This window comes from Hyphomonadaceae bacterium BL14, from assembly GCA_027627705.1.
In the GTDB taxonomy this organism is placed as follows: domain Bacteria; phylum Pseudomonadota; class Alphaproteobacteria; order Caulobacterales; family Maricaulaceae; genus Oceanicaulis.
Genome location: CP091242.1, coordinates 2,322,492 through 2,347,219, shown reverse-complemented (window position 1 = coordinate 2,347,219; position 24,728 = coordinate 2,322,492). Strand labels below are relative to the sequence as shown.

The following is a 24,728-nucleotide window of genomic DNA, read 5'->3' as shown; positions in this document are numbered from 1 at the left end:
GCACACCCGCTTGCACACTGGCTTGCACGCCCGCTTGCACTGGGGCGCGCGGCGCGCTAGCCCGCTCCCATGAGCATCGAGATCCATGGCGCGCTGGCGCCCGGCTTTGAGCCGGTGCGCGCAGTCTTTGAAGAGAATTTCGCCACCCGCGGCGAGCTGGGCGCGGCGTTTGCGCTGATCCGGAACGGTGAGGTTCTCTGCGATCTCCGCGCCGGCTGGGCAGACCGGGCGCGCACCCGGCCCTGGGCACCGGACACGCTTGTCCCGGTCTTCTCCAGCGGCAAGGCGGTGACGGCGCTGGTCATGGCCTGGCTGGTTGATCAGGGGCGACTTGACTATGACGCGCCGGTCAGCGCGCTGTGGCCCGACTTCGCCGCTGAGGGCAAGGGGGATGTGACCATCGCCCAGGCCCTGTCCCATCAGGCGGGATTGCCCGGCCCGGTAGCGGGCATCGAGCCCGCCGACTGGTTTGACCGCGGCAGGATGGAAGCCCATTTCGCTGCCATGGTCCCCCTGTGGACGCCGGGCGACGGGTCCGGCTACCACCCGCTGAGCTTCGGCGTGCTGGCCGACGCTATTGCGCGCCGGGCAGATACGAACGGTCGTTCGGTAGGCGGAATTTTGCGTGAGATGGTCGCCGGCCCGCGCGGGATTGACTGCCATATCGGCCTGCCCGAGGCCGAGCACGCCCGCGCCGCCGAGCATGTCTTGCCGGCGCGCGCGCCAAATCTGGGGACCATCACGCCGGAAAAACAGGCCGCCTTCCTCAATCCCGGCTCCTCGCCGGGACGCAAGGGCGCTGCGGCCTGGCGCAGCGCCGAGCTGCCTGCGGCCAACGCCCACGCCACGGCCCTGTCGCTGGCCCGGCTGATGGCACCCTTCGCCTGTGAGGGACGGCTGGATGGCGAGGCGTTCCTGGGGCACGACACGCTCGCCGCCGCGCTCAAACCCCGCGCGGCGGGACCTGACCGGGTTTTGCCCTTTGATCTGAGTTTTGCCGCCGGCGTGATGATCAATCGCGCCAGCGGCGCGTTCGGGCCCGAGCCGCGCACGGTAGGTCATTACGGGTTTGGCGGCAGCTGCGTGTTCGCCGATCCGGTGCGCGGCCTGTCGGGCGCCTATGTGATGAACCGGCAGATGGACGTGCTGGTCGGCGATGCCCGCGCCCAGGCGCTGATTGACGCATCGTATCGCTGCCTCTGACGCTGCCTGTGACCCTGGCTGTACCGCGCCGCATGCCGGTGCCCGGCGCTAGCGCAGCCCGAGCGCGGACGAGGCGCTGCGCGCGCCGGGGCGTGACACCGCTTCGGTGGCCGCGCGCACCCGGCGGGCGCTGAGCGCTTCGGCGACATGGATGCGGCGCACGGCGTCAGCGCCGTCGAGATCGGCGATGGTGCGCGCCACGCGCAAGATGCGGTGATAGGCCCGCGCGGTGAGGCCCATGGCCTCAGACGCCCGCGCCAGCAGATCACGCCCGGCCGCATCGGGCGCGGTGGCGCTGTCGAGCCGGTCGCCGGACAGGCGGGCATTGAGCCCGCCGCGTTCGGTCTGGGCGGCGCGCGCCCGGGCGACCCGAGCGGCGGCTTCCGCCGTACCCTCGGGTGCCGGGGGCAAGGCGAGATCGGCCGGCGTGACCGGCGGCACGTCGATCTGGAGGTCGATCCGGTCCATCATCGGTCCCGACACCCGCGCCTGATAGCTGTCCACACAGCGCGGACCGCGCCCGCAAGCCTGGCCATTCTGCCCGGCCCAGCCGCAGCGGCAGGGATTCATCGCGGCGATAAGCTGGAAGCGGGCCGGGAAGGTGACGCGCTGATTGGCGCGGGCCACGGCGATCTCCCCTGTCTCCAGCGGCTGGCGCAGACTGTCGAGCACCTGGGGGTGGAACTCCGGAAGCTCATCCAGGAAGAGCACACCGTGATGGGCCAGCGACGCCTCGCCCGGCTTGATGCGCGATCCGCCGCCCACCATGGCGGCCATGGAGGCCGAGTGATGCGGGGCGCGGAAGGGGCGCGTGCGCGACAGGCGGCCGCGCTCCACCAGACCGGCCACGGACTGGATCATGGACACTTCCAAGAGCTCGCGCGCATCCAGCGGCGGCAACAGGCCCGGGGCGCGCGCCGCCAGCATGGATTTGCCTGCGCCCGGCGGGCCGATCATGAGCATGTTTAGATCGTGGAGACCTAGGTCGCCACGAAGGGTGAAACCGGCTCTCGACAAGCTCGGCGGACCCCGCCTAAACCCTGCCAAGACACTGCGATTAGGACGGCCATGCCCCGCGAAAGTGACCCCAGACCTCCGGCCCCTGAGAGGCCCCGAGCGTACTCTTACGTCCGGTTCAGCTCCCCAGAGCAGGCGAGGGGCGACAGCCTGAGACGCCAGACGGCAGCAGCCGAGCGGTACGCCGCGAAGCATGGGCTCATTCTCGATGACGAGTTGAACCTAGCTGATCTGGGGGTCTCTGCCTTTAGGGGCGGGAACTCCCAGAGGGGTGCTCTGGCCATGTTCAGGCGGGCTGTAGAGGACGGCTTGGTTCCTGAGGGCTCGTTCCTACTGGTCGAGAACCTAGACCGGCTGTCTCGCGAGTACGTGGCGAAGGCCGCTGCTCAGCTACAGACGCTCCTAGATGAAGGCATCACGGTAGTGACCCTCTCAGACGAGCGCGTCCATAGCCGGGAGACGTACTCCGGTCAGGACGGGACCATTGAGTTCCTAGCTACCATCCTGCAGTACGCCCGCGCCCACGAGGAGAGCCGGGTCAAGAGTGAGCGTGTAGGATCGGCATGGGCGAACAAGCGTCTCAGGGCGCACCAGTCCGGCGAGAGGATGACGGCGCGAGGGCCAGGGTGGCTTAAGGCCGCAAAAGACGGGGGCTGGGAGATCATTGAGGACCGTGCAGCGGTCGTCAGGGAGGTCTTTCAGATGGCCATAGACGGACAGGGCAAGCACCAGATCGCCCACGCTCTGAACGCTCGCCGTGTGCCGAGGTTCGGCAGGGCCGCCCAGTGGCATCCCTCGTATGTCTCCAAGTTGCTGGGCAACGCTGCCGTGATCGGAGAGTTCACCCCTCACACCTTGGAGATTGACGGGAGCGGGAAGCGGGTCAGGACACCGGGGAAGCCCATCCCCGACTACTACCCCCGGATCATTACGGAGGGGGAATGGGCGGCGGTCCAGAGCATAAGGTCCGCTAAGAGCCCACGGGGCCGCCATGCAGCGCCCGGCGCGACGGTTCAGAGCCTCCTAGCAGGCCTGTCTCGCTGCCCCAAGTGCGGTGGACCGATGGGCCGGGTTTCCAAGGGGCGACGCAGTGCGCCCAAGCTGGTCTGTTCCCGAGCGAAGGCGGGGGCCGGATGCGTGTACCGCAGCGTCGATCAGCACGCGGTAGAAGCCGCGCTTGTCCGGGCGTTGCCCGCCCTCTCCCATACCGTCCCGATAGGGGGCTCCGCAGCGGCGGCTGAGGCGGCTCTTGCCGGACTGGAGGGAGCTGCCGACGCTCTAACCTCAGGGATCGAGCGGCTGGTAGATGCTGTGGAGCGCGGCGACGCGAGCCCTGCCCTCCGGGACCGCCTTACGCAGCGCCAAGCGGAACTCGCGCAGCTCCAACAGGAGATTGCTGCAGCGGAGGAGGACGTGCGGCGCACTGCCAGTGCACTCGTGACGCACCGGCTAGACCGGGTTGCGCAGGGGTTCGACGCCGCCCAAGAGACGTTCATCAAGGCCCCCAGCGATCTGGACAGGGGCAAGCTGAACGCCCTACTCAAGACGGCGGTGCGGGAGGTGACGGTCAACTACGACGCCGGGACGCTCCTGATAGAGTGGCAGCACGGGGAGAGTTCTTCGATCCTGTACACGTTCGCGGCGGCTGTAGAGGGGGCGAGCAGCGGAGCGGCAGCGACTAGCGGTTCCCCCGCTCCCGGCGCACCGCGAGAGACACCCGCCGCGCCCGCCAAGAGGTAGCGTCATTGAAGGGGCATAGCCCCTCAACCAGACCCCTCGCGGGGGACATGCGCCTGACGGGGCGCGCCAGAGCCTCAAGGCCCTCATCGGTTTGACCGGTGGGGGCTTTGTCGTTCCGGGGGCACCGCGGGGGGCGACAGCAACCCCGCGAAAGGATCAACCACCATGACTGACACGAACACGACCCCGCCGTCGCTGGAGACCGGCGTCTCCGCCCTCTTGCCCTTGGAGTGGCTTCACGTTGACCCGGAGATCACCTGCCGCTGGCGCGGGAAGACAGAGCCGGGGCTGGTGAAGCTGATCGCGCAGGCCTTCAGAGTCGGGGCGGACGTGGAGCCCGCCAAGGTGGCCATGCTGAACGGGCGGTGGACCCTGATCGACGGCCTGCACCGGTATGAGGCCTTCGCGCAGGCCGCAGAGACGGACGGCAGTGAGAGACACAGGTTCCCCGTAGTCTCCATAGGAAAGGCGGAGAGTGCGCAGCAGGCGCGCTGGTGGGCCAGCCGGGCGAACTGGACGGTTCACAAGCCCTTGACCCGGCGAGAGCGGCGAGACGCGTTCCGGCGGTACGTGCAAGCTGGCGCGCATCGCAAGGGCGAGAGGCGCCGGGGCAACCCTAAGAGCTACCGGGAGATGGCCGCAGAATTGCCGGGAACCAAGCACACCACCCTCCGTGACTGGATGATAGCTGACTTCCCCGCCGTCGCCGCGACCATGTCAAAGGACCCAGAGAGCACCAACACCACAGGCGGCCTCCGAGACTGGCGGGAGGTCAAAGCGGAGCGGCAGGCGGCCCAGCTCCGGGACCGATTGATCGCGCTCGGCAGCTCTGAGGCGACCCTGGAGGTGGCCAAGGCAGCTGCCGCGAAGGCGTACTGGAAGCTGGCTGGGGCGGAGCCCCGTGCAACCCCCCCAGATGACGGGTATTGCTTCTAGGCGCGTTCACGAGGGGGCCTTTTGAGACAGGCCCGGAGGAGCCGAAGTGTACGGTTCGTACACCGCTAGGCAACAGTATGGCCGGGCGCGCCCGTGCTGACAGGAGAAACCGGGATCGGACCCCAACACCGCACCGCGCGGCGAGGGGGCCGATTTCGGGCCAAAAATCTGAGCGCCCCTCCGGACAGATCGCCGGGCGCGATACCCCCCGTAGGCCCCCCAGAAACGCGCGGGAAGCGCCTGATGGGGGACAGGGCGCAGGGGGGGCTAGGCGACGGCCTCCAGCGCCAGCATTGCGGCCTCCACAGGCTCCAACCGTCAGGCCAGCCGAGGGCGCGAGGGGCGGAGATGTTACGCCCGCAACCGACGTTGCATTCCGTAACAGGCGATGCTAGAGACCCTCTCACAGTCAGCCGTGAGGGAGGCCGGGCCATGCTCCAGTTCGTCATCTACCGCCGTGTGTCCACAGAGGAGCAAGGCCGCTCCGGTCTGGGGCTGGAGGCGCAGGACAGGGACATAGCCCTGTTCTTGGAGACCTACGCCGAGACGCCCTTTGAGATCATCGGGGAGTTCACCGACGTACTCTCCGGGAAGGGTGATGACCGGCCTCAGCTCCAGGCGGCGCTGGACCTCGTGCGTAGCCGGGGAGCCACCCTTCTGGTCGCGAAGCTGGACCGGTTATCCCGCAAGGTCTCGTTCATCGCGTCGGTGATGGATGACAAGCGGGTGAACCTCCGGGTGGCGTCCATGCCCCATGCGGACAAGTTCCAGCTCCACATCTACGCGGCGCTGGCGGAGCAAGAGCGAGAGTTCATCTCCCTCAGGACCAAGCAAGCGCTGGCCGCCGCCAAGGCCCGTGGCGTGAAGCTGGGGGGCGACAGAGGCAACATAGCCCAGATCAACGCCGCCAAGCGCCGCCGTGCGGACGCTTTCGCCCAGACCGTGGAGGGGATCGTGAGGCCCCTGAAGGAACGCGGGGCCAGCCTCAGGGAGATCGCTGAGGCCCTCAACGCCGCTGGGGTGCAGACACGGGGCGGGGGGCGCTGGCACCCCAACACCGTCAGCCGGGTGATGGCGAGGCTGGAGGCGGTGTGAGGGCGTGAGCGCCTGTCGTTTTGGGCCGCCAAAGAAGGGCCAACGCGACGACCAACAGGCCGAGCCCGGTCAACAGCCGCCGGACACGTAAGCGATGAGGTTTTACCCAATCGACAGACGATCCTTCAGCGTGTATGCCAGAAGCGCAAGCAACGGGAGGGGCTTATGTATAAATCTAAAATGTTAGCGATGGCATGCTGCGGTGCGCTGCTGGCGGGCTGCGGAACCATCACACGGGGATCAAACGATACGTGGGTTGTCGAGACGACCCCAGCGGGAGCAAGCGTAAGCACATCTAACGGCTATCAGTGCGAATCAACGCCCTGCGCCATCAAGATGCCACGTCGCTCTGAGTTCGTCGCAACGATCACGCTTGACGGTTATCAGACCCATCGAGTCAACGTGACCTATCAGGCCTCCACGGCTGGCGGCACTGCCATGGCGGGCAACGTCCTTGTTGGCGGCCTCATCGGCGCAGGTGTGGATGCCTACTCAGGCTCCATGAATGACTTAGTGCCAAACCCTGTGCACGTTGCTCTTGTGCCAGTTAGCGCCACCACTGCCGCTGCTCCGGCACCTGCGGAAACTGAAGTCCTGGACGATGCCGCCACGGACGATGGTGGCATGGCCGAGAGCGATCTTACGGGCGAGTAGAGTACTGACTCACCGTCGCCACGGCGATTCTATGCAGGGCATACCCGTATTGGGCAGTGCCGTGGCGATGGCTTGTCAACAAGGTGCGCCGGGGAGCATGTCGCACTTCCCCGGCCACCCCCCAACGAGTGACCGAGGAAGTGCTGTGCCGGACTAGACGGGGATGTTTCCGACCCGCTCCAGCGCGACGCGCACAGGATGGCCCTGAACCATCACTGTCTGGACCTGCTGAGTGAACGTGTCTGGCCAGTCAATCGACAGCTCGATAGGGCCTGTAACAGGCTGGCCGGTGACAAGCGGAGTGCCGGGCGCAGCGGTCAACAGGACGGTTCCTTTGAGCCGCCCTGCCGCCTCCTGATAAGTCCCTTGGTAACGCCCGCCGCCAGCATCCGCCCCCAAGATGCTTCCGTGGCCGATGTAGAGTGAGCCCCAGCCAACTGAAGCCGGGAGACCTTCGTAGGTGATAGTGTAGAGAGCGCTCATCGCGTCCTTCCTTCTACAAAAAATAGCCTCCGGATTGACGTGACGCCCTGCCATCGCAAAGATGGCGTCGTTCGGAGCGCACGTGCCGCTGTGAAGACATTCAGCGGCAACGCGGCCAACTGAGGTCGCTGGGGGTAGTTGGTAGCTGGCCCCAGCGGCCTCGAATCACCGCGCTCCAAGAGATTCCACATAATCCGCCCCCGAGAGTCCATGAGGTTGTTGCCACAATCCACCAGCAATTGAGTTGCTGTGGAAAACTCGATGGCAGCGAAGGGGTCTCGACGCAGACATCATGAGGAGATTATGCCCGCCCGCGGCAGCGATCTCCAAAGCCCGCTTGGCGGTTTCCTGGCCGCGCACATCGCGCAGGTCCGGGACCGGGCCGCCCTCGATCAGATCGCCGGGCGCCGGACGGGCGATCACTTGCCCGCCCTTGAAATGATTGACGAGCTGGATCAGCGAGGCCGGCGCCAGGATCGCCAGATCGCCCCCCGCCCAGGCCGCTTCGGGCCCGCAGGCTTCCGGGCAGATGAAGGCCAGATCCATTTCGCTGGCCAGCATGGCCGCCGGCAGGGCACCGGGACAGGGCGCAATGGAGCCGTCGAGGCCCAGCTCCCCCATCACCAGATGCCCCTCCAGCACATCGCGGGGCAAGACGCCCACGGCGGCCATCAGCCCCATGGCGATGGGCAGATCGTAATGGGCGCCCTCCTTGGGCCGGTCGGCCGGGGCGAGATTGACGATGAGGCGCTTGTGCGGCAGCGCCAGGCCGATGGCGGCGAAGGCGGCGCGGATGCGCTCGCGGCTTTCGGCTACCGCCTTGTCACCGAGCCCAACGACAGAGAAATTCGCCTGGCCGCCCGCGATCTGTACCTGCACATCCACAGGGCGGGCGACCGCGCCTTCGAAGGCTGCCGAATAGGTCTTGAAACTCATGACGCACCTGCCCCCTGTCACCATCTGCTCAAGGGCAGATATCCACAGCTCGCCCGACGAAGAGCGATCAAAGCAGGAACATTATTGGAACAGGTGGAGTGTGCCGTCAACCCCCAAGCGTAAATATCCTAACGATCATCCTGAGGCGCGAGTTCCGGCCGGGCCGGCGCACCGGCCGGGACCGGCTCGCCGCGCGCGACGGCGTCGCACAGCTCCGCACGCAGCTCTCCGCGCGGGGGCAGGTCGGGCGCTTCGCCGCCGGTGCGCACCAGCACCACCACACGCTCCACGCCATTGACCAGCGCGGCATGCCGGGAGGCGCGCTCGCGCTCATTGGCGTCGCGCGCGAAGCCCAGCAGGTACACCACGCCGCCATGGGTCTCGATATTGAAATTGACCGACCGCACCGAGCGGTCGCCGGCCAGCCGCGCGCGCACGCGCTGGGTGATCCAGACATCATTGGCCCCGCGCCGGAAGCCGCGCGCCTCACCCACTTCGATATGATTGGCGACGCTGCGCACCGCCGGTGCCGACCAGGCCAGGCATTCGGCATAGAGCCGGTCTACTTCGCGCGGCGCGGTTCCACCCAGAAGGGCGACACCTTCGGTGATCTCCACATCCACACCGGACAGATCAAAGCCTTCGGCGCGCAGCATGGCGGCCTTGACCGAGATGGAGGCATTGGTGTCGTCGATCTGGCGCCCGGCGGCGCGCTGATCCTGGGTGGCGGCGCAGGCTGGCAGGGCCACAAGGCAGGCGGCGAGGACACAGAGCTGGCGAAGCGTCATGATGATCAGACCTTTTTGGGCGCATGGCGCACGCCCCCCGCCAGGGACCTTGCCGCAGGTTTCGCCAAAATCCCGTTAACGCCCTGTTGACCATAGGCCCACTCAAAGAAGATTGCGCAGGCCCGGCGCGTCCGCGTCGAATGCCCCCGTCTGCCGGACCGGCCAGCGCCAGGGCGCGATGACGATGAGATCATGGCGCGGCTGCAGATGAGCGAGATCGGCGCGGCGTCCCTGCCAGAGCGAACCGGCGCGGATGAGGCGGGCGCGCTGGCGCGGACTGACCGCTTCGAGGCCGGCTTCCAGGCTGGCGCGCTCCTTGACCTCGATGAAAGCAAGCACGCCGCCGCGCCGCGCCACCAGATCGAGCTCGCCCGCCGCCGTGCGCGCCCGCCGCTCCAGAATGCGCCAGCCGGAGAGCTGCAGCCACAATGCGGCCAGCGCCTCGGCCCGGCGGCCCCGGCGCTCGGCGGCGCGGCGGCGGGCGCGGCTCAAAACCCGCCCTCCACGCGCGCGAACGGTTGCCCCGCCCGCCCCGCGCGGGTAGCTTCGGGCCGCGAGGGGCGCGCCGTCAGGCGGGCGGACAGACAGGACGGATCAAGCATCATGACAGCGCCAGTTTCCATCAGCGCGCGCCTGCGGCCAAGCCTTGCCGGCGCGCTTGTCACGGCGGCTGCGCTCGCCCTGTCGGCCTGCGGCGCGACCACACCCTCCAGTCAGGTCCCGACCGGGCCGTCGCGCCCTGTGGTCGGCGAGCCGCCCGAACCGGCAACGGCTGCGGCGGACATGAGCCAGCGCGTCTATACGCCCGCGCATCTGGCAGGCCGCGAGCGTGAGCTGGTGCGGGTCGGGCTGCTGCTGCCCTTCGGCTCCCGGAATGCCGGCGCCCGCGCCGAGGCGTCCCACCTCTTGCGCGCGGCGGAGCTGGCCCTGTTCGAACAGGGCGGTACGGCCATGCTGCTGCTGCCCAAGGACACCGGCGGCACGCCGGAAGGCGGGCGCGAGGCGGCGGAATCGGCCATCGCCGACGGCGCGGACCTGATCATCGGACCTTTGTTCAGCGCTGCGGCGGGCAGCGTGGGAGAGATCGCCCGCGCTGCGCGCATTCCGGTGATCGCATTTTCCACCGACGCCAGCGTTGCCGGGGACGGGCTGTATCTGTTGAGCTTTCCGCCGGAAGAGGAAGTGCGGCGCGTAACGGAGTATGCGCTCGATCAGGGTGCCACCCGCTTCGCCGCCGTGACGCCGGACAGCGCCTATGGGCAGCTGGCGCGCGACACCTACGCGGCGACCATTGGCGCGCGGCTGGGGTTTGATCCGCTGGCGGAAGTGTCGTCTGTGCAATTGCCTGTGCCCGATGGCGCGCCCGACGGGACGGCACCGCGCACGGTGGAGCGCAGCTTCCGGACCGGACTGGTGGGCAGCGAAACCTATAGCGGCGATGTGGAGTCCATGACCCAGGCGGCGCGCCGGCTGGCACGTCTGGGCGTGGAGCGTCTCGACCCCCGCCGGGCGGCGACCATGAGCGGTGCCAATTGGCAGCCCTCGCAAGGCTCGCCCTTCCAGGTGGTGCTGCTGCCCGAAGGTGGCGACCGCCTGCGCATGCTGGCACCGGTTCTGGTGTTCGAGGATATCGACCCGCTTCTGGTGAAATTCATTGGTACCGGCCTGTGGCGTGATGGCAGCCTGGCGCGCGAGCCGGCGCTCGCCCATGGCTGGTTCGCCAGCGCCGAACCTGAAGCGCGCGGGCGCTTTGAGCGGGCCTATGAAGCGGTCTATAGCGATTCGCCTTCGCGTCTGGCGGGCCTGGCCTATGACGCGGTCTCGCTGGCGGCGATGCTGGCGCGTGAGCCGGGACGCGGCGATGCACGGCCCTTCATCGAGCAGCCGGGCGGGTTTTATGGCGTGGACGGGCTGTTCCGCTTCCGCCCAGACGGCACGATCGAGCGGGCGCTGTCAGTGTACACTATCCAGGGCGGCCAGTTCCGGGTGATCTCGCCCGCGCCGGACCGGTTCGACGATGCGCCGCCGCCGCGCGCGATGGACCGCACCGGCCCGAGCTGATCTAGGGATCAGGCGGTTTCAGGCAGCCCCCTGCGCCCAGTCTTCGCGCACCTGCGGGTCCGGCTCTGCCGCCGCGCGCCGCGCGCGTTCGGCCCCGAACCGGGCCAGGTCCAGCCGCGCCAGCGCCCAGACCGCTGCGCCGCGCACCAGCGCGCTGTCATCATCGAGCCGGTCGACCGCCGCCTGGGCGAGATCGGGCGCGCCCGAATTGCCCAGCGCATAGAGCACATTGCGTACAAACCGCTCCCGCCCGATGCGCTTGACCGGCGAGGCGGTAAACAGGGCGCGAAACGCCGCGTCGTCCAGCGCGCTGAGCCCGGCGAGCGTCAATCCCGTCAGGCTTTCACGCGGATGGAAGGCGATCTCGGCGGTCGCTTGCGCAAACTTGTTCCACGGACACACCGCCAGGCAGTCATCACAGCCATAGATGCGATTGCCCATCAGGGGCCGCAATTCACGCGCCACCGGGCCTTTGTGCTCGATGGTGAGGTAGGAGATGCACAGCCGCGCATCGAGCTGGTAGGGCGCGGGAAAAGCGTTGGTGGGGCACACATCAAGGCAGGCCCGGCACGAGCCGCAATGATCGGCCTCGGGCGCGTCGGGGGTGAGATCAGCTTCGGTGAGCATCACGCCCAGAAACAGCCAGGAGCCGAAGGACCGGCTGACCAGATTGGTGTGCTTGCCCTGCCAGCCGAGGCCCGACCGCTCGGCCAGCGGTTTTTCCATCAGCGGGGCGGTGTCGACGAACACCTTCACGCCGGCGCCGGTCTCGGCGTGGAAGGCGCGCGCCAGCGCTTTCAGGCGCTTTTTGAGCACATCATGATAATCGCGGTTTTGCGCATAGACCGAGATCGCCGGCTCACGGGTCTGTTTCAGCGCTTCGAGCGGATCGCTGTCCGGCCCGTAATCGAGCCCCACCACCACAGCCGATTTCGCCTCCGGCCACATCGCAGTGGGATGGACGCGCCGCTCCAGCGTCTCTTCCATCCAGTCCATGCTGCCGTGGCGGCCCGCCTCGACAAAGGCGCGCAGGCGATCCCCCGCGTCCCAGGGTTCATCGGCGCGCGCGATATGGGCGGTTGAGAAGCCGGCCTCGAGGGCGAGGGCGCGGGCGCGGTCGGCGAGGGTAGCGGGTTCACTAGTCATGGGGCGCCGCCGGAATCAACCCACACTGCTTTCGCGGGCGAGCGGAGCCAGACCCGGGACCCGTCCACCAAACCACTCCGCCACCCGCGCGGAGGAGACGCGCCGGGATGGGTCCGGATATGGGCTGCGCCCATTCCGGGAAAACATGGAGCAGGGTCAGAAATCCAGATCCTGATAGCCGTCCACCGGCGGCAGGCCGGGCAGGCGGTCGGCGAGGATGGCGCGGAAGGAGGGACGGCATTTGATGCGCTGATACCATGCCTTGGCCGCCGGATGCGACTCCCAGGATGCCTCGCCGATATAATCCACGCACGACAGATGCGCCGCCGCCGCGATATCGGCCAGCGAGAAGCGCGGGCCCGCCAGCCCTTCGCGCGCGTCCAGCAGGGCGTCGATATGGTCGAGATGCCAGCGCAGCGCGTCGCGCCCGGCGCGGATATTCACCGGTTCGGGCGACCCCAGACCCTGCAGGCGTTTCTCGATCTTTTCGTGGAGCAGGAAGGCGTTCACTTCGGAATCGAAAATCGTGTCGAACCAGTCCATCAGCCGGCGCACCTCGGCGCGTTGTTCCGCGCCGCCAGGCAGAAGCGCCGGATCGGGGCTGACCTCCTCGAGATATTCCAGAATCGGGCGCGCCCCGCAGGCGATCACCCGCACGCCCGTGTCATCGGCCCGCTCCAGCACCGGCGGCAGGCCGGACGGATTGCGCGAGGCCAGCGGCCCGTCCGGGTCCCAGGGCGAGGCGTCCATCAGGTCAAAGGCGATCGCTTTTTCCGCCAGCGCCAGACGCACCTGACGCGACGCAGGGTCGAGGGCGAAATGATACAGACGCAAACGGGCCGTCACGACGCCCCCAACACATCCTGCATGGAATACAGCCCGGCAGGGCGGCCCTTGAGCCAGAGGGCGGCCGCGACCGCGCCGCGCGCGAAGATGAAACGGTCGAACGCGCGGTGGCTCACGCTGATCTCCTCGAACGTGGCCAGAAAGCGGGCCTCGTGCTCGCCCACCACGCCGCCGCCGCGTATGGCGGCGAACCCGATGTCGCCGGCTGGGCGCGCGCGGCCTGTCCGCGGCCGGCTGAACGACGCCGCCGCGTCAAAATCAACGCCGCGCGCGTGCGCCGCAGCGCGGCCCAGCAACAGGGCCGTGCCCGACGGCGCGTCGGGCTTGGACCGGTGATGGGTCTCGACAATCTCCAGATCGAACTCTCCGGCAGGCAGAAGCCGTGCCGCCTGCGCCACCAGCCGTTCCAGCACCGCCACGCCCAGAGAAAAATTGCTCGCCTGCAGCACCGGGATCGCGCGCGCTGCGGCTTCAACAGCAGCCTGCTGATCATCCGAGAGCCCGGTGACGCCGGTGACCAGGCCCGGCCCGCCAGCCTCGGCCAGGCGGGTCACCATGGCGGCGGTGAAGGCGGGCTGGCTGGCGTCGATCACCAAGTCGGCACCGGCGCAGGCGCTTTCCAGCGACACGCCCGCCTCCAGTCCGATATAGCCGCGCCCGGCGATCTCGCCGGCATCCGCGCCGCGATGGACCGAGTCCGCGCTGACCAGCGCGCCCGTGAGCTCGGTATCGAGGCGGCGCAACAGCTCATGGGCGATGGTCCGGCCCAGACGCCCGGACACTCCGGCGACGCAGACTTTCAATGGCGTGTCAGACATGGCGGCCCTCTTTCGTCCTGAGAGCGTTCATGCGCCGATACGGTGAAGAAACCGTATCGCGACCGGCCCCACACGCCATCTCACGCCCCCGGGCGTGGCCCGTCGGGGTGGTCGTCGCCGCGCACTTCGTCCCAGAAACGGCGGACCTTGCGGAAGAAGCCGTCGCTTTCGGGATTGCAGCCTTCGCCGGAAATGTCGCAGAACTCGCGCAGGATTTCTTTCTGGCGTTCAGTGAGCTTGCGCGGGGTCTCGACAAAGACTTCCACGAACATGTCGCCCCGCGCGCCGCCGGCATTGAGGCGGACCATGCCCTTCTGTTTCAGGCGCATGCGCTCGCCGGTCTGGGCCCCGTCCGGGATTTTGATCTGCACCTTGCCGCCGTCGATGGTGGGCGCATCGATCGTGCCGCCCAGCGCCGCCGTGACCATGGGCACAGCGGCACGGCAATAGAGATTGGGTCCGTCGCGCTCGAATATATCGTGGGGGCGCACCGAGACGAAAATGTAGAGATCGCCGCGCGGCCCGCCATGGGCCCCGGCCTCGCCCTCGCCGGACAGGCGGATGCGCATCCCGTCCTCCACGCCCGCTGGGATCTGGACGCGCAGATCGCGCATCTGGCGCACGCGGCCCGCGCCGTCGCACGCCTGGCAGGGCGATTCCACATAGGCCCCGCGCCCGCCACAGGTGGGGCAGGTCTGCTCCATGGTGAAGAAGCCCTGGGTGCGCCGGATGCGGCCGGTCCCGGAGCAGGTCTCGCAATTGGTGACGCCGGTGCCGGGCTCGGCACCCGATCCCTCGCAGCGCTCGCAGGTCACGGTGGTGGGCACGCGGATGGTGGCGTCCTTGCCGTGGAAGGATTCCTCCAGCGTGATCTCCATGTCATAGCGCAGGTCCGAGCCGCGCGCCGGGCCGCCACGCCGCGCCCCGCCACCGCCGCCGCGGCGGCCCATGCCGAAGGCGTCGCCGAACACCTGTTCAAAAATATCGGCAAAATCCGCGGCCGATCCGGCACCCGCACCGAAGGGTCCGCGTCCACCGCCGCCGCCATTCTGGAACGCGGCATGGCCCATGCGGTCATAGGCGGCGCGCTTGTCGGCGTCGGACAGGACGGCATAGGCCTCGCCGACTTCCTTGAATTTGGCTTCGGCCTCGGGATTGTCCGGATTCTGGTCGGGGTGATGCTGCATGGCCAGCTTGCGGTAGGCGCTCTTGATCGCCTTGGCATCGGCATCCCGGGCCACGCCCAGAACCTCGTAATAATCACGCTTGCTCATAAATCCGTCCGCTCAAACCGGCGACTGAAAGGGTGCGGCCCCGCCCCAGAAGGGACGGGGCCGCGCTCCTCGTCGGGTGCTGCGCCTTACGCGCTCTTCTTCTCGTCGTCGTCCTTGACCTCGGTAAATTCGGCGTCGACCACGCCGTCTTCGGTCTTGGACGCGCCGCCGTCGTCGCTGTCATCGCCGGCGCCCGGCTGCTGGGCGGCATACATGGCCTCGCCCAGCTTCATGGCGGCCTGCATCAGGGCCTGGGTCTTCTGCTGGATGGCTTCCACATCCTCGCCATCCTTGACGCTTTCCAGATCGGCCAGGGCGGATTCAATCGTGCCCTTGTCCTGCGCGGAGACCTTGTCGCCGAACTCCTCGACCTGTTTGCGGGTCTGGTGAGCCAGCGCCTCGGCATTGTTGCGGGCGTCGACCAGCGCACGGCGCTGCTTGTCGGCGTCGGCATTGGCCTCGGCGTCTTTCACCATTTTCTCGATATCGGCGTCGGACAGACCGCCCGAGGCCTGGATGCGGATGGCGTGCTCCTTGCCGGTGGCCTGGTCGCGCGCCGACACGTTCACGATGCCGTTGGCATCGATATCGAACGTCACCTCGATCTGCGGCATGCCGCGCGGGGCGGGCGGAATGCCCACCAGATCGAACTGGCCCAGCATCTTGTTGTCCGCCGCCATTTCCCGCTCGCCCTGGAACACGCGGATGGTCACCGCGGTCTGGTTGTCATCAGCGGTGGAGAAGGTCTGGGACTTCTTGGTCGGGATGGTGGTGTTGCGGTCGATCAGGCGGGTGAACACGCCGCCCAGCGTCTCGATGCCGAGCGACAGCGGCGTAACATCGAGCAGCAGCACGTCTTTCACATCGCCCTGCAGCACGCCGGCCTGGATGGCTGCACCCATGGCAACCACCTCGTCCGGGTTCACACCCTTGTGCGGTTCCTTGCCAAAGAAGGCTTTCACCGCCTCCTGCACCTTGGGCATGCGGGTCATGCCGCCCACCAGCACGACCTCGTCGATCTGACTGGCCGACAGGCCGGCATCTTTCAGCGCGGCCTTGCACGGGTCGATGGTGCGCTTGATCAGGTCCTCGACCAGGCTTTCCAGCTTGGCGCGCGACAGCTTCATGGTCAGGTGTTTGGGACCCGACGCATCGGCGGTGATGAAGGGCAGATTGACCTCGTAGGAGGTGGCGCTGGACAGCTCCTTCTTGGCCTTTTCAGCCTCTTCTTTCAGGCGCTGCAGGGCCAGCTTGTCCTTGCGCAGATCAATGCCGTTGTCCTTTTTGAACTCGTCGGCGAGATAATCCACGATGCGCAGGTCAAAGTCCTCGCCGCCCAGGAAGGTGTCGCCATTGGTGGCCTTCACCTCGAACACGCCGTCGCCGATCTCCAGAATGGACACGTCGAACGTGCCGCCGCCCAGATCATAGACCGCGATGGTCTTGTTGACGTCCTTGTCGAGGCCATAGGCCAGCGCGGCGGCCGTCGGCTCGTTGATAATGCGCAGCACTTCAAGGCCGGCAATCTTGCCCGCATCCTTGGTGGCCTGGCGCTGGGCGTCGTTGAAATAGGCCGGCACGGTGATGACGGCTTTTTCCACCTTCTCGCCCAGATAGCTCTCGGCGGTCTCTTTCATCTTCTGCAGGATGAAGGCGGAGATTTCCGACGGCGCGTAATTCTTGTCGCGGCCCTTCACCCAGGCGTCGCCATTGGCACCTTCCACGATGGCATAGGGGACCATGTCCTTGTCCTTCTTGACCATCGGGTCAGCCATATTGCGCCCGATCAGGCGCTTGATGGCGAAGAAGGTGTGGTCGGGGTTGGTCACGGCCTGGCGCTTGGCGGGCTGGCCGATCAGGCGCTCGCCATCCTCGCTGAAAGCCACCACGGACGGGGTGGTGCGCATGCCTTCGGCGTTCTCGATCACCTTGGCCTGTCCGCCTTCCATCACCGCCACACAGGAATTGGTGGTGCCGAGGTCAATGCCGATTACCTTGCTCATCGCGTGCATGTCTCCTGATTGTTGCGGCGGGGCGGCGCCGGAAACGAGAGCCCGAAGCACTCTCGGCCGGCCGGGAGCCACCCCCCGGTTGGGCTCGCGTTTGTTGTTACAGCGCCTGAGCTCACTGTGCTGTGATACCCATGCGCGTCATGCGGCGATTTAGGGAGGCGCGGCGGTGGGCGCAAGGGCGAAGGCGTGATTTGCCCCCGCCGGCGCACAGGCGCGCTTGCCGCGGAGCGCGCGCCGGGCGAGCATGCCGCCCATCCTCCAGACGCCGCGCCGAACGGATCACCCATGGCCGCCGCCAACACCTCCCGGACCCGTCAGCCTTTCATCGCCCCGGAGGGTTTTCGCGTGCTGCCCGGCTGGTTCAGCCCGGACGCCCAGCGTGCGCTCATAGACGTCGTGTGCGCCATCGAGGCGCAGGCTCCTTTCTACCAGCCGTCCATGCCGCGCACGGGAACACCTTTGAGCGTGACCATGACCAATTGCGGGCCGCTGGGCTGGGTGACCGACAAGGAGCGCGGCTATCGCTATGAGCCGGTCCAGCCGGCAACGGGCCGGCCCTGGCCGGCGATGCCCGAGGCATTGCTGGCGCTGTGGGAGACGGTGTCGGGCTGGCCGCAGCCGCCCCAGGCCTGCCTGATCAATTTCTATCGCGAGACCAGCCGCATGGGCCTGCATGTGGACGCAGATGAAGCCGCACGGGACGCGCCGGTGGTGTCGGTGTCTCTGGGCGACCCCGCCCGCTTCCGGATCGGCGGGCTGCAGCGCAGCGATCCCACAGCTTCGCTCAAGCTCAGCTCCGGCGATGTGGTGGTGCTGGGCGGCCCGGCCCGGCGCTGCTTTCACGGCGTGGACCGGATCTATCCCGGCGGCTCGCGCCTGCTGCCGGACGCCTGGCGGCCGGGCCGGATCAATCTCACCCTGCGCCGTGTGAATTGAGGCCCGGGGAACCAATCCCCTGTGGAAACATTGAATCAGCTGATCTCGTTCAGCCTCAATTCAGCCTTCAGAGTGCTAAAGTATGACATACAGGCCGGGCGCATCCGGCCGAGCCAGACAACCCGCAACCGAAAGGGTCCACCTCATGATCCGCACATTTGCTCTCGCCCTCGTCGCCCCCTTCGCTCTCGCCGCCTGCGCCACGACCTCACCGGCTGTCGGCGGCGCGGCCACCGGTGCCGCGATCGGTGCCGTCGGCGGTGCCATTATCGGCAATAACACCGGCAGCGGCGACGCCCGCACCGGTGCCATCATCGGCGGCATTGGCGGCGCGGTCGCCGGCGCAGCCATCGCCTGCAACCGGGCCGGCGGCTGCCGGCACAACCCGAACAACAGCCGTCACTCCGAGCTGTATTATGACCAGTATTCGGGCCGCTACTGGTACGAGGATTACGATACTGGCGCGACCTTCTGGCAGAACGGCGAACCGCGCACCGCCCCGCGCCGCCGCTAGGCACTAGCGCCCGGGCCTAAAGGAAAAGGGCGGCCCGACCGGGCCGCCCTTTTTTATTGGAACCGGAACGGGCCGGTCTAATCGGTCAGCGTGTACTCTGCCAGTTCGCAGATATCGACGCCGAAATCTTCCACGACATCGCCATCTTCAAACACGAAGCGGAAATCATAAACGCACTGGTCGCTGCCATCGGCGATGGTCACGCGGGCGCTCTCGCCGGCGCCCAGGACGTCGTTACCGAGAAGGTCGTCGCCCCACTGGCTGTCATTGGCCGGGGAGGTGAAGAACTCCATAACCACATACGATGTCTCGTTGTGGAGCGCGTAGTTGACGTCTTCTGCGAAGGCCGGCGCGATAACAAGACAGGCAGCGGCGACAACGCCGGCAGCGATGCGGTTGAACATGGACGTGAACTCCTGAAAACCGCCCCTGCGATGAGCCGCCGGGCGGCGGCGAAATCCTTACGCCTGCGCCAGGGTTCCGGCAATCGGTATTGACCGGGTGAGGTGCGCGTGGCGGCGCGGTCAGACTTCCACGTCGAGCCCGCTGCCCGGCTTGCCGGCGCCGTTGCCGGCTTGCGGCTTGGCCGCTGCGCCGTCGGGGGCCACGCCGTCCGCCGGTCCTGCGCTGACCACCACCATGGCGGCGCGCAATGTGCGCTCGCCGATCACATAGCCCGGCTGCATGACATGGGCGATAGAGCCCTTGGGCTGGGGCGCAGGCACTTGCGCCGCAGCCTGATGGCGGTTGGGGTCCAGCGGATCGCCGGGCTCCGGCGACAGCTTCTTCACCCCGTGACGCTCCAGCGTGGCGGCCAGACGCCGCTCGGTCAGCTCCACGCCTTCCAGCAGATTGGCCAGCGCCGGGCCCGCCGAGGCGCGGGCGTCCTCACCGACAGCGGCCAGCGCACGGGCCAGATTATCGGCCACGTCGAGCATGTCGCGCGCAAAGCCGGTGACGGCGTAATCGCGCGCATCCTTCACATCGCGCTGGGCGCGCTTGCGGGTGTTTTCCTGTTCGGCCAGGGCACGCAGGAGCTGGTCGCGCAGGCCTTCGATCACAGCTTCGGGCGCAATTGGCGCCTCGGCTTTGGCGCGGGCCTCGTCAGCGTCCGCGTCAATGGCATCAGAATCGGCGCCGGCGTTCAGGAGCGCGTCGTCGTCGGAGTGGATCTGGTCTTTATCGGTCATGGGTCAGGTCTTCACGTCAGGTTGGAACAAGGTCAAGGTTTCGCCTCAGCGCGCGCCGAGGAGCCGGCCGACCACCTGGGCGGTGTAATCGACCAGCGGGATCACCCGGGCATAGTTGAGCCGGGTGGGTCCGATGACGCCGATGGCGCCAATGATACGGTTGTCACTGTTGCGGTAGGGCGACACGATCACGCTGGAGCCCGACAGCGAGAATAACGGGTTCTCCGATCCGATGAACAGGCGCACGCCCTGGCCCGCGCGGGCTTCGTCCAGCAGGGCCAGAAGGCCTTCCTTACGCTCGATATCGTCAAACAGCATGCGGATGCGCTCGATATCCTCCACCGCCTGCACCGATTCCAGCAGCCGGGCCTGACCGCGCACGATCAGCTGGCGGGTTTCCGGCCCGGTCCAGTCGGCCACGCCCTGACGCACCAGCTCGGATGCGGCCTCGTCCAGCTGGGCGCGGCGTTCGGCGATCTCGGTCTGGATCTCGCTCAGCGCCTGGGCCAGCGTGCGACCGCGCAGGCGGGCAGACAGGAAGTTTCCGGCCTCGATCAGCGCCGCCGGCGGCATGCCCACCGGCGCGCGCATCAGCCGGTTCTCCACCGAGCCGTTTTCGCTCACCAGCACCGCCAGCACCTCGCCGGGGGCAAGCGCGACAAACTCAACATGGCGCAAAGGGGCCTCGCTGGCCGCTGCCGCCACAAGGCCAGCACCGCCGGCCAGCCCCGACAGCAAGGTCGAGGCTTCGCTGAGCACATCTTCGGTGCGGCGGCCCACGGCGGCGACCCGGTCGTCAATTTCCTTGCGGTCATCGGAATCGAGATCGCCGATCTGCAGCAAACCATCCACGAACAGACGCAGGCCTGCATGGGTGGGCATGCGCCCGGCCGAGGTGTGGGGTGCCGAGAGCAAACCGGCGCTGGCGAGATCGGCCAGCGTGTTGCGGATCGAGGCTGGTGACAGGTTCAGGGCCGACCGCTTGGACAGGGTGCGCGAGCCGACCGGCTCGCCCGTGTCCAGATACGCCTCCACCAGCTCGCGGAAGATATCGCGCGAGCGCGCATCGAGCTCGGCCAGAGACGTGGTGTTTGTCGGAGGAAACCCGGTCATGGCGTTCAATTAGGCACGATGGCGGTCAGGCGCAATCGGGCAGGCCCCCATCGCCACCCGCCGGGCGATCGCATTTGGACGCGTGCTGTCCGATTGGGGCAGCCCGGGCTGTCTTCTCCCTCCCCCCTCGGGGGTTTGGGGTTAAGCGCTCAAAGCCCAATTGCGACAGCCCTGTGGGCACCGCGCCGAAACTGGGCCGGGTCCCTAGTGGGCCTGTCCCCAGGTGGCACCGGCGCGCGCGTCGACGTCCAGCGGCACCGACAGGGCCACTGCGGGCGCAGCGGCCTGGCTCATCACTTCGCCCGCCAGCGCAATCAGGGCCGCAGCGTCGGCTTCGGGGACTTCGAACACCAGTTCGTCATGGACCTGCAAGAGCATGCGCGCCTTGAGGCCGGCCTGGTCGATGGCCGCATCCATGCGCGCCATGGCGCGGCGGATAATATCGGCGGCGGTGCCCTGAATGGGCGCATTGATCGCCTGACGCTCGGCGAACTGGCGCATGGCCGGATTCTTGTCGCGAATGCCGGGCAGATGAATGCGCCGGCCGAACAAGGTCTCCACATAGGCGCGGTCGCGCGCCTCGCGCTTCATCGCTTCCATATAGTCGGCGATGCCGGGGAATTTCTTGAAATAGCTCTCGATATAGGTCTTGGCCTCATCGCGCGAAATGCCCAGATTATTGGCCAGACCGAAGGCTGAGATGCCGTAGATAATGCCGAAATTGATGGCCTTGGCGTTGCGGCGCACCATCGGGTCCATGCCCTCGATGGGTACGCCGAACATTTCCGATGCCGTCATCGCGTGAATGTCCTGTCCGGCGCGGAAGGCATCTTTCAACGCGTCCACACCGGCAATATGGGCCAGCAGCCTGAGCTCGATCTGGGAATAGTCCGCCGCCACGATCACATGGCCGGGCTCGGCCACGAAGGCCTCGCGAATCTTGCGGCCCTCCTCGGTGCGAATGGGAATATTCTGCAGATTGGGCTCCGAGCTGGACAGCCGCCCGGTGGACGTGGCCGCCAGCGAGAAGCTGGTATGCACCCGTCCTGTGACCGGGTTGATCGCCTCTTTCAGGGCATCGGAATAGGTGGATTTCAGCTTGGCGAACTGACGCCAGGTGAGCAAAGCGCGCGGCAGAGCATGGCCGGCAGCGGCCAGCTCCTCAAGCACGGCCGCATCGGTGGACCAGGCGCCCGACTTGGTCTTCTTGCCGCCGGGCAGGCCCATACCGCCGAACAATATGTCGCCGATCTGCTTGGGGCTGCCGGGGTTGAAGCGGGTGCCCGCCGCTTCGAACGCGGCGTCTTCGGCCTCGGCCATTTTCTGCGCGAAGACAGACGACAGGCGCGAGAGCTGGGCCACATCCACCTTCACGCCGTGAAGTTCCATGCGCGCCAGCACTGCCGGCAAGGGCCGCTCCAGGGTTTCATACACAGTGGCCAGGCCGCCCGTGGCCAGCGCGGGTTTGAGAATCTCCCACAGGCGCAAGGTGACGTCCGCGTCCTCGGCGGCATATTCGGTGGCGGTCTTGAGATCGATATCGGCGAAGGATTTCTGTGCCTTGCCGGTCCCGCACACGTCCTTGAAGCTCATGGGCTTGTGGCCGAGATGCAACTCGGACAGCTCGTCCATGCCATGGCCGTGCAGGCCGCTGTGCTGGACATAGGACAGGAGCATGGTGTCATCGATGGGCGTCGGGAACACGCCATAGCGGGCGAACACCGCCAGGTCATATTTGAAATTCTGGCCGACCTTCAGGATCGCCGGGTCTTCCAGCAGCGGCTTCAGCCGCCCCAGTGCGTCGGCCTCTGACATCTGCTTGGGCCGTCCGCCCCCGTCGGCGAGATCGCCGCCCAGATGGTTCAGCGGGATGTAGCAGGCCTCGCCCGGCCGTACGGCCAGCGATATGCCGACCAACCGGGCGGCGCTGGCCGAGAGGGCGTCGGTCTCCACATCCACCGCGATGACACGGGCAGCGCGGGCCTTGGCGATCCAGACGTCGAGCTGATCCAGGGTCTGGATGGTGGCGTAGGACGAACGATCGATCGGCGCGGTGGCATCGCCCGTCTCGTCAGCGGGTCCGGCCCCCAGTGCCTCCTCGATCCGGCGCGTGAGCGTCCGGAACTCCATGGTGCGCAGAAAGCCCAGCAGGCGTTCGCCATCGGGCTCGGCGGCACCGAAAGCGTCCAGGCCCGTCTCCACATCCACATCCAGCTTCAGGGTCACGAGCTCGCGCGACAGGCGCGCATGATCCGCATGCTCGATCAGGGATTCGCGGCGCTTGGGTTGTTTGATTTCACCGGCGCGGGCCAGCAGGGTGTCGAGATCGCCATACTCGCCAATCAGCTGGGCGGCGGTCTTGATGCCGATCCCTGGCACGCCGGGGACATTGTCGACGCTGTCGCCTGCGAGCGACTGAACATCAATGACCTTTTCCGGCGGCACGCCGAATTTCTCGATCACCTCCTCGCGTCCGATGCGGCGCACCTTCATGGGATCGAGCAAGGTCACCTGGTCATTGACCAACTGCATCAGATCCTTGTCGGACGACGCAATGGTGACGCGCGCTCCGGCCTCGGCAGCCAGGCGGGCATAGGTGGCAATCAGATCGTCCGCCTCGAACCCGTCCATCTCGATGGAGGGCAGGCTGAACGCCTCGGTCGCCTCACGGATCAGCGCAAACTGGGGGACCAGATCCTCGGGCGGTTCGGGCCGGTTGGCCTTGTAGCCGTCATAGAGCGCGTTACGGAACGTCGTGGCGGAATGATCGAAGATCACCGCCAGATGGGTCGGCGCATCTTCGCCGCGCAGATCGTTCAAGAGCTTCCACACCATGGCGCAAAAACCCTGCACCGCCCCCACGGGCAGGCCGTCGGTGCGGGTCAGGGCGGGCAGGGCGTGATAGGCGCGGAAGATGAAGCCCGACCCGTCCACCAGATAGACATGGGACTGGGCGTCAACGGGGCGGGTCACGGCCATGGTCAGGCTCCGGCTGGCTCTTGCATGAGAGCCGCCAAGCTAGGCCCGGCCGCGGGCCGGGGCAATGCGCGAGCGGCACCCGTCCGGGCACGGCCCGAAAGCACCACGACACGCCATTCTGTCAGGCATGGGCGAACAGATCGCCTTGCGCCACCAGCGGCGCAGACGCGCGCGGTGTGCGTGTGAGCGTACGCATGGGCGGCGGTGCCACCACCGGCTCCGCACTGGACAGCGTCAGACCCAGCTCGCCTGCCTTGGCGCGAATGGCGCTGTCGGGACGGCCCAGACGCAGGCTGATCAGGCGGACGGGGACACCATTGCGCGCCAGCGTGCGCAGCTTGGCGAGATCCTCGACCCGCCAGCGCGTGCCGGCATTGCGGGCGTATCCGGTCGAATGAGGGGCGTAGCGCATGGTTCTGCTCCTTCTGTGAGCAGAACATAGGTGGAACATGCCCGCCTGTCAAGGATGTTCCTTTAATGTTCCGGTGCGCGTCCCCGAAGCGGGCGCCCGGTGCGCCCTACCAGGACCCGGTATTCTGCATGCTCGCCCAGGGCTCGGCCGCCGCCAGCGCCTCACCGCGCTGGAGGAGCTCGATGGAGATGCCGTCCGGGCTGCGTACGAAGGCCATGTGCCCGTCACGCGGCGGGCGGCTGATGACATAGCCCAGGCTCTGCAGCCGGGCGCAGAGCGCATAGATGTCCGCCACCCGGAACGCCAGATGGCCGAAATTGCGACCGCTCCCATAATCTTCGGCATCCCAGTTATGGGTCAGCTCGATCATCGGCAGGCCGGCCGGCAGAGGGCCCTCGGCAAGGTCCGCCGGCCCGGCACGGGCAATATCATCGGAGGCGGCCAGGAAGATCAGGGTGAAACGCCCCGCCTCGCTGTCCTTGCGGCGGATTTCCTTGAGGCCCAGCCCGTCGCAATAAAAGTGCAGGGACGCATCCACATCGCGAATGCGCACCATGGCGTGCAGGTATTCCATA

Annotated in this window: 24 protein-coding genes; 8 read left to right on the top strand and 16 right to left on the bottom strand. The window is 67.3% G+C overall.

The window, feature by feature from the left end:
- Window positions 1-69: 69 nt before the first annotated feature.
- Entirely contained in the window at window positions 70-1,203 is a 1,134-nt protein-coding gene (locus L2D00_11430; GenBank protein ID WBQ12455.1) for a beta-lactamase family protein, read from the top strand.
- A gap of 48 nt (window positions 1,204-1,251) precedes the next feature.
- Here L2D00_11430 and L2D00_11425 read toward each other — a convergent pair whose 3' ends face one another.
- Window positions 1,252-2,166: an ATP-binding protein gene (locus L2D00_11425; protein WBQ12454.1), complete on the bottom strand. Its 915-nt coding sequence runs from the start codon at window positions 2,164-2,166 to the stop codon at window positions 1,252-1,254.
- A 105-nt stretch (window positions 2,167-2,271) separates the two neighbouring features.
- Here L2D00_11425 and L2D00_11420 point away from each other — a divergent pair, with 105 nt between their 5' ends.
- The 4 genes from L2D00_11420 to L2D00_11405 all read left to right on the top strand — a co-directional run bounded on the left by L2D00_11420 (window position 2,272) and on the right by L2D00_11405 (window position 6,645).
- Complete coding sequence (locus L2D00_11420; protein ID WBQ12453.1) at window positions 2,272-3,960, top strand: recombinase family protein; 1,689 nt, start codon at window positions 2,272-2,274, stop codon at window positions 3,958-3,960.
- Window positions 3,961-4,125: 165 nt separating this feature from the next.
- Window positions 4,126-4,896, top strand: coding sequence for a hypothetical protein (locus L2D00_11415; protein ID WBQ12452.1), 771 nt, complete (start codon window positions 4,126-4,128; stop codon window positions 4,894-4,896).
- Between the two features lie 432 nt (window positions 4,897-5,328).
- Window positions 5,329-5,991, top strand: coding sequence for a recombinase family protein (locus tag L2D00_11410; protein ID WBQ12451.1), 663 nt, complete (start codon window positions 5,329-5,331; stop codon window positions 5,989-5,991).
- 165 nt (window positions 5,992-6,156) lie between these two features.
- Window positions 6,157-6,645, top strand: coding sequence for a translation initiation factor 2 (locus L2D00_11405; GenBank protein ID WBQ12450.1), 489 nt, complete (start codon window positions 6,157-6,159; stop codon window positions 6,643-6,645).
- A 153-nt stretch (window positions 6,646-6,798) separates the two neighbouring features.
- On the opposite strand, the gene L2D00_11400 is transcribed toward L2D00_11405, so the two are convergent.
- The 4 genes from L2D00_11400 to L2D00_11385 all read right to left on the bottom strand — a co-directional run bounded on the left by L2D00_11400 (window position 6,799) and on the right by L2D00_11385 (window position 9,344).
- Window positions 6,799-7,128 carry a hypothetical protein gene (locus tag L2D00_11400; GenBank protein WBQ12449.1) on the bottom strand — a complete coding sequence of 110 codons (330 nt, stop codon included), beginning with the start codon at window positions 7,126-7,128 and terminating at the stop codon, window positions 6,799-6,801.
- A 165-nt stretch (window positions 7,129-7,293) separates the two neighbouring features.
- Complete coding sequence (locus L2D00_11395; protein WBQ12448.1) at window positions 7,294-8,064, bottom strand: ATP-binding protein; 771 nt, start codon at window positions 8,062-8,064, stop codon at window positions 7,294-7,296.
- Window positions 8,065-8,192: 128 nt separating this feature from the next.
- Window positions 8,193-8,852, bottom strand: coding sequence for a BON domain-containing protein (locus L2D00_11390; GenBank protein WBQ12447.1), 660 nt, complete (start codon window positions 8,850-8,852; stop codon window positions 8,193-8,195).
- 102 nt (window positions 8,853-8,954) lie between these two features.
- Entirely contained in the window at window positions 8,955-9,344 is a 390-nt protein-coding gene (locus tag L2D00_11385; GenBank protein ID WBQ12446.1) for a YraN family protein, read from the bottom strand.
- A gap of 111 nt (window positions 9,345-9,455) precedes the next feature.
- Here L2D00_11385 and L2D00_11380 point away from each other — a divergent pair, with 111 nt between their 5' ends.
- Window positions 9,456-10,913 carry a penicillin-binding protein activator gene (locus L2D00_11380; protein ID WBQ12445.1) on the top strand — a complete coding sequence of 486 codons (1,458 nt, stop codon included), beginning with the start codon at window positions 9,456-9,458 and terminating at the stop codon, window positions 10,911-10,913.
- Between the two features lie 18 nt (window positions 10,914-10,931).
- Here the strand turns inward: L2D00_11380 and queG are convergent, their stop codons facing one another.
- From queG to dnaK, 5 genes are all read right to left on the bottom strand, one after another.
- Window positions 10,932-12,059, bottom strand: a complete 1,128-nt coding sequence (queG, locus tag L2D00_11375) for a tRNA epoxyqueuosine(34) reductase QueG (GenBank protein WBQ12444.1) — start codon at window positions 12,057-12,059, stop codon at window positions 10,932-10,934.
- Window positions 12,060-12,215: 156 nt separating this feature from the next.
- Window positions 12,216-12,905: a glutathione S-transferase family protein gene (locus tag L2D00_11370; GenBank protein ID WBQ12443.1), complete on the bottom strand. Its 690-nt coding sequence runs from the start codon at window positions 12,903-12,905 to the stop codon at window positions 12,216-12,218.
- Entirely contained in the window at window positions 12,902-13,723 is an 822-nt protein-coding gene (gene dapB / locus L2D00_11365) for a 4-hydroxy-tetrahydrodipicolinate reductase (protein ID WBQ12442.1), read from the bottom strand. The genes L2D00_11370 and dapB overlap by 4 nt, the downstream gene beginning before the upstream one ends.
- Before the next feature lie 80 nt (window positions 13,724-13,803).
- Window positions 13,804-14,997 (bottom strand): molecular chaperone DnaJ, encoded by a 1,194-nt coding sequence (gene dnaJ / locus L2D00_11360; protein WBQ12441.1) that lies wholly within the window; start codon window positions 14,995-14,997, stop codon window positions 13,804-13,806.
- Window positions 14,998-15,083: 86 nt separating this feature from the next.
- Window positions 15,084-17,000, bottom strand: coding sequence for a molecular chaperone DnaK (gene dnaK / locus L2D00_11355; GenBank protein WBQ12440.1), 1,917 nt, complete (start codon window positions 16,998-17,000; stop codon window positions 15,084-15,086).
- A 294-nt stretch (window positions 17,001-17,294) separates the two neighbouring features.
- Here dnaK and L2D00_11350 point away from each other — a divergent pair, with 294 nt between their 5' ends.
- Together L2D00_11350 and L2D00_11345 are read left to right on the top strand one after the other, a co-directional pair.
- Window positions 17,295-17,945, top strand: coding sequence for an alpha-ketoglutarate-dependent dioxygenase AlkB (locus L2D00_11350; protein WBQ12439.1), 651 nt, complete (start codon window positions 17,295-17,297; stop codon window positions 17,943-17,945).
- A gap of 145 nt (window positions 17,946-18,090) precedes the next feature.
- On the top strand, window positions 18,091-18,459 hold the full coding sequence (locus L2D00_11345; protein ID WBQ12438.1) for a YMGG-like glycine zipper-containing protein: 369 nt from the start codon (window positions 18,091-18,093) through the stop codon (window positions 18,457-18,459).
- Window positions 18,460-18,536: 77 nt separating this feature from the next.
- Here L2D00_11345 and L2D00_11340 read toward each other — a convergent pair whose 3' ends face one another.
- The 6 genes from L2D00_11340 to L2D00_11315 all read right to left on the bottom strand — a co-directional run bounded on the left by L2D00_11340 (window position 18,537) and on the right by L2D00_11315 (window position 24,727).
- Window positions 18,537-18,863: a hypothetical protein gene (locus L2D00_11340; protein WBQ12437.1), complete on the bottom strand. Its 327-nt coding sequence runs from the start codon at window positions 18,861-18,863 to the stop codon at window positions 18,537-18,539.
- A 120-nt stretch (window positions 18,864-18,983) separates the two neighbouring features.
- Window positions 18,984-19,649, bottom strand: a complete 666-nt coding sequence (gene grpE / locus L2D00_11335; GenBank protein WBQ12436.1) for a nucleotide exchange factor GrpE — start codon at window positions 19,647-19,649, stop codon at window positions 18,984-18,986.
- A gap of 45 nt (window positions 19,650-19,694) precedes the next feature.
- The gene (hrcA, locus tag L2D00_11330; GenBank protein WBQ12435.1) at window positions 19,695-20,762 is read right to left on the bottom strand and encodes a heat-inducible transcriptional repressor HrcA; all 1,068 of its coding nucleotides are present in this window, start codon (window positions 20,760-20,762) and stop codon (window positions 19,695-19,697) included.
- A 204-nt stretch (window positions 20,763-20,966) separates the two neighbouring features.
- Window positions 20,967-23,741 (bottom strand): DNA polymerase I, encoded by a 2,775-nt coding sequence (polA, locus tag L2D00_11325; protein ID WBQ12434.1) that lies wholly within the window; start codon window positions 23,739-23,741, stop codon window positions 20,967-20,969.
- 121 nt (window positions 23,742-23,862) lie between these two features.
- Window positions 23,863-24,153 carry a hypothetical protein gene (locus L2D00_11320; protein ID WBQ12433.1) on the bottom strand — a complete coding sequence of 97 codons (291 nt, stop codon included), beginning with the start codon at window positions 24,151-24,153 and terminating at the stop codon, window positions 23,863-23,865.
- Between the two features lie 106 nt (window positions 24,154-24,259).
- Entirely contained in the window at window positions 24,260-24,727 is a 468-nt protein-coding gene (locus L2D00_11315) for a VOC family protein (protein ID WBQ12432.1), read from the bottom strand.
- Window position 24,728: the final 1 nt, after the last annotated feature.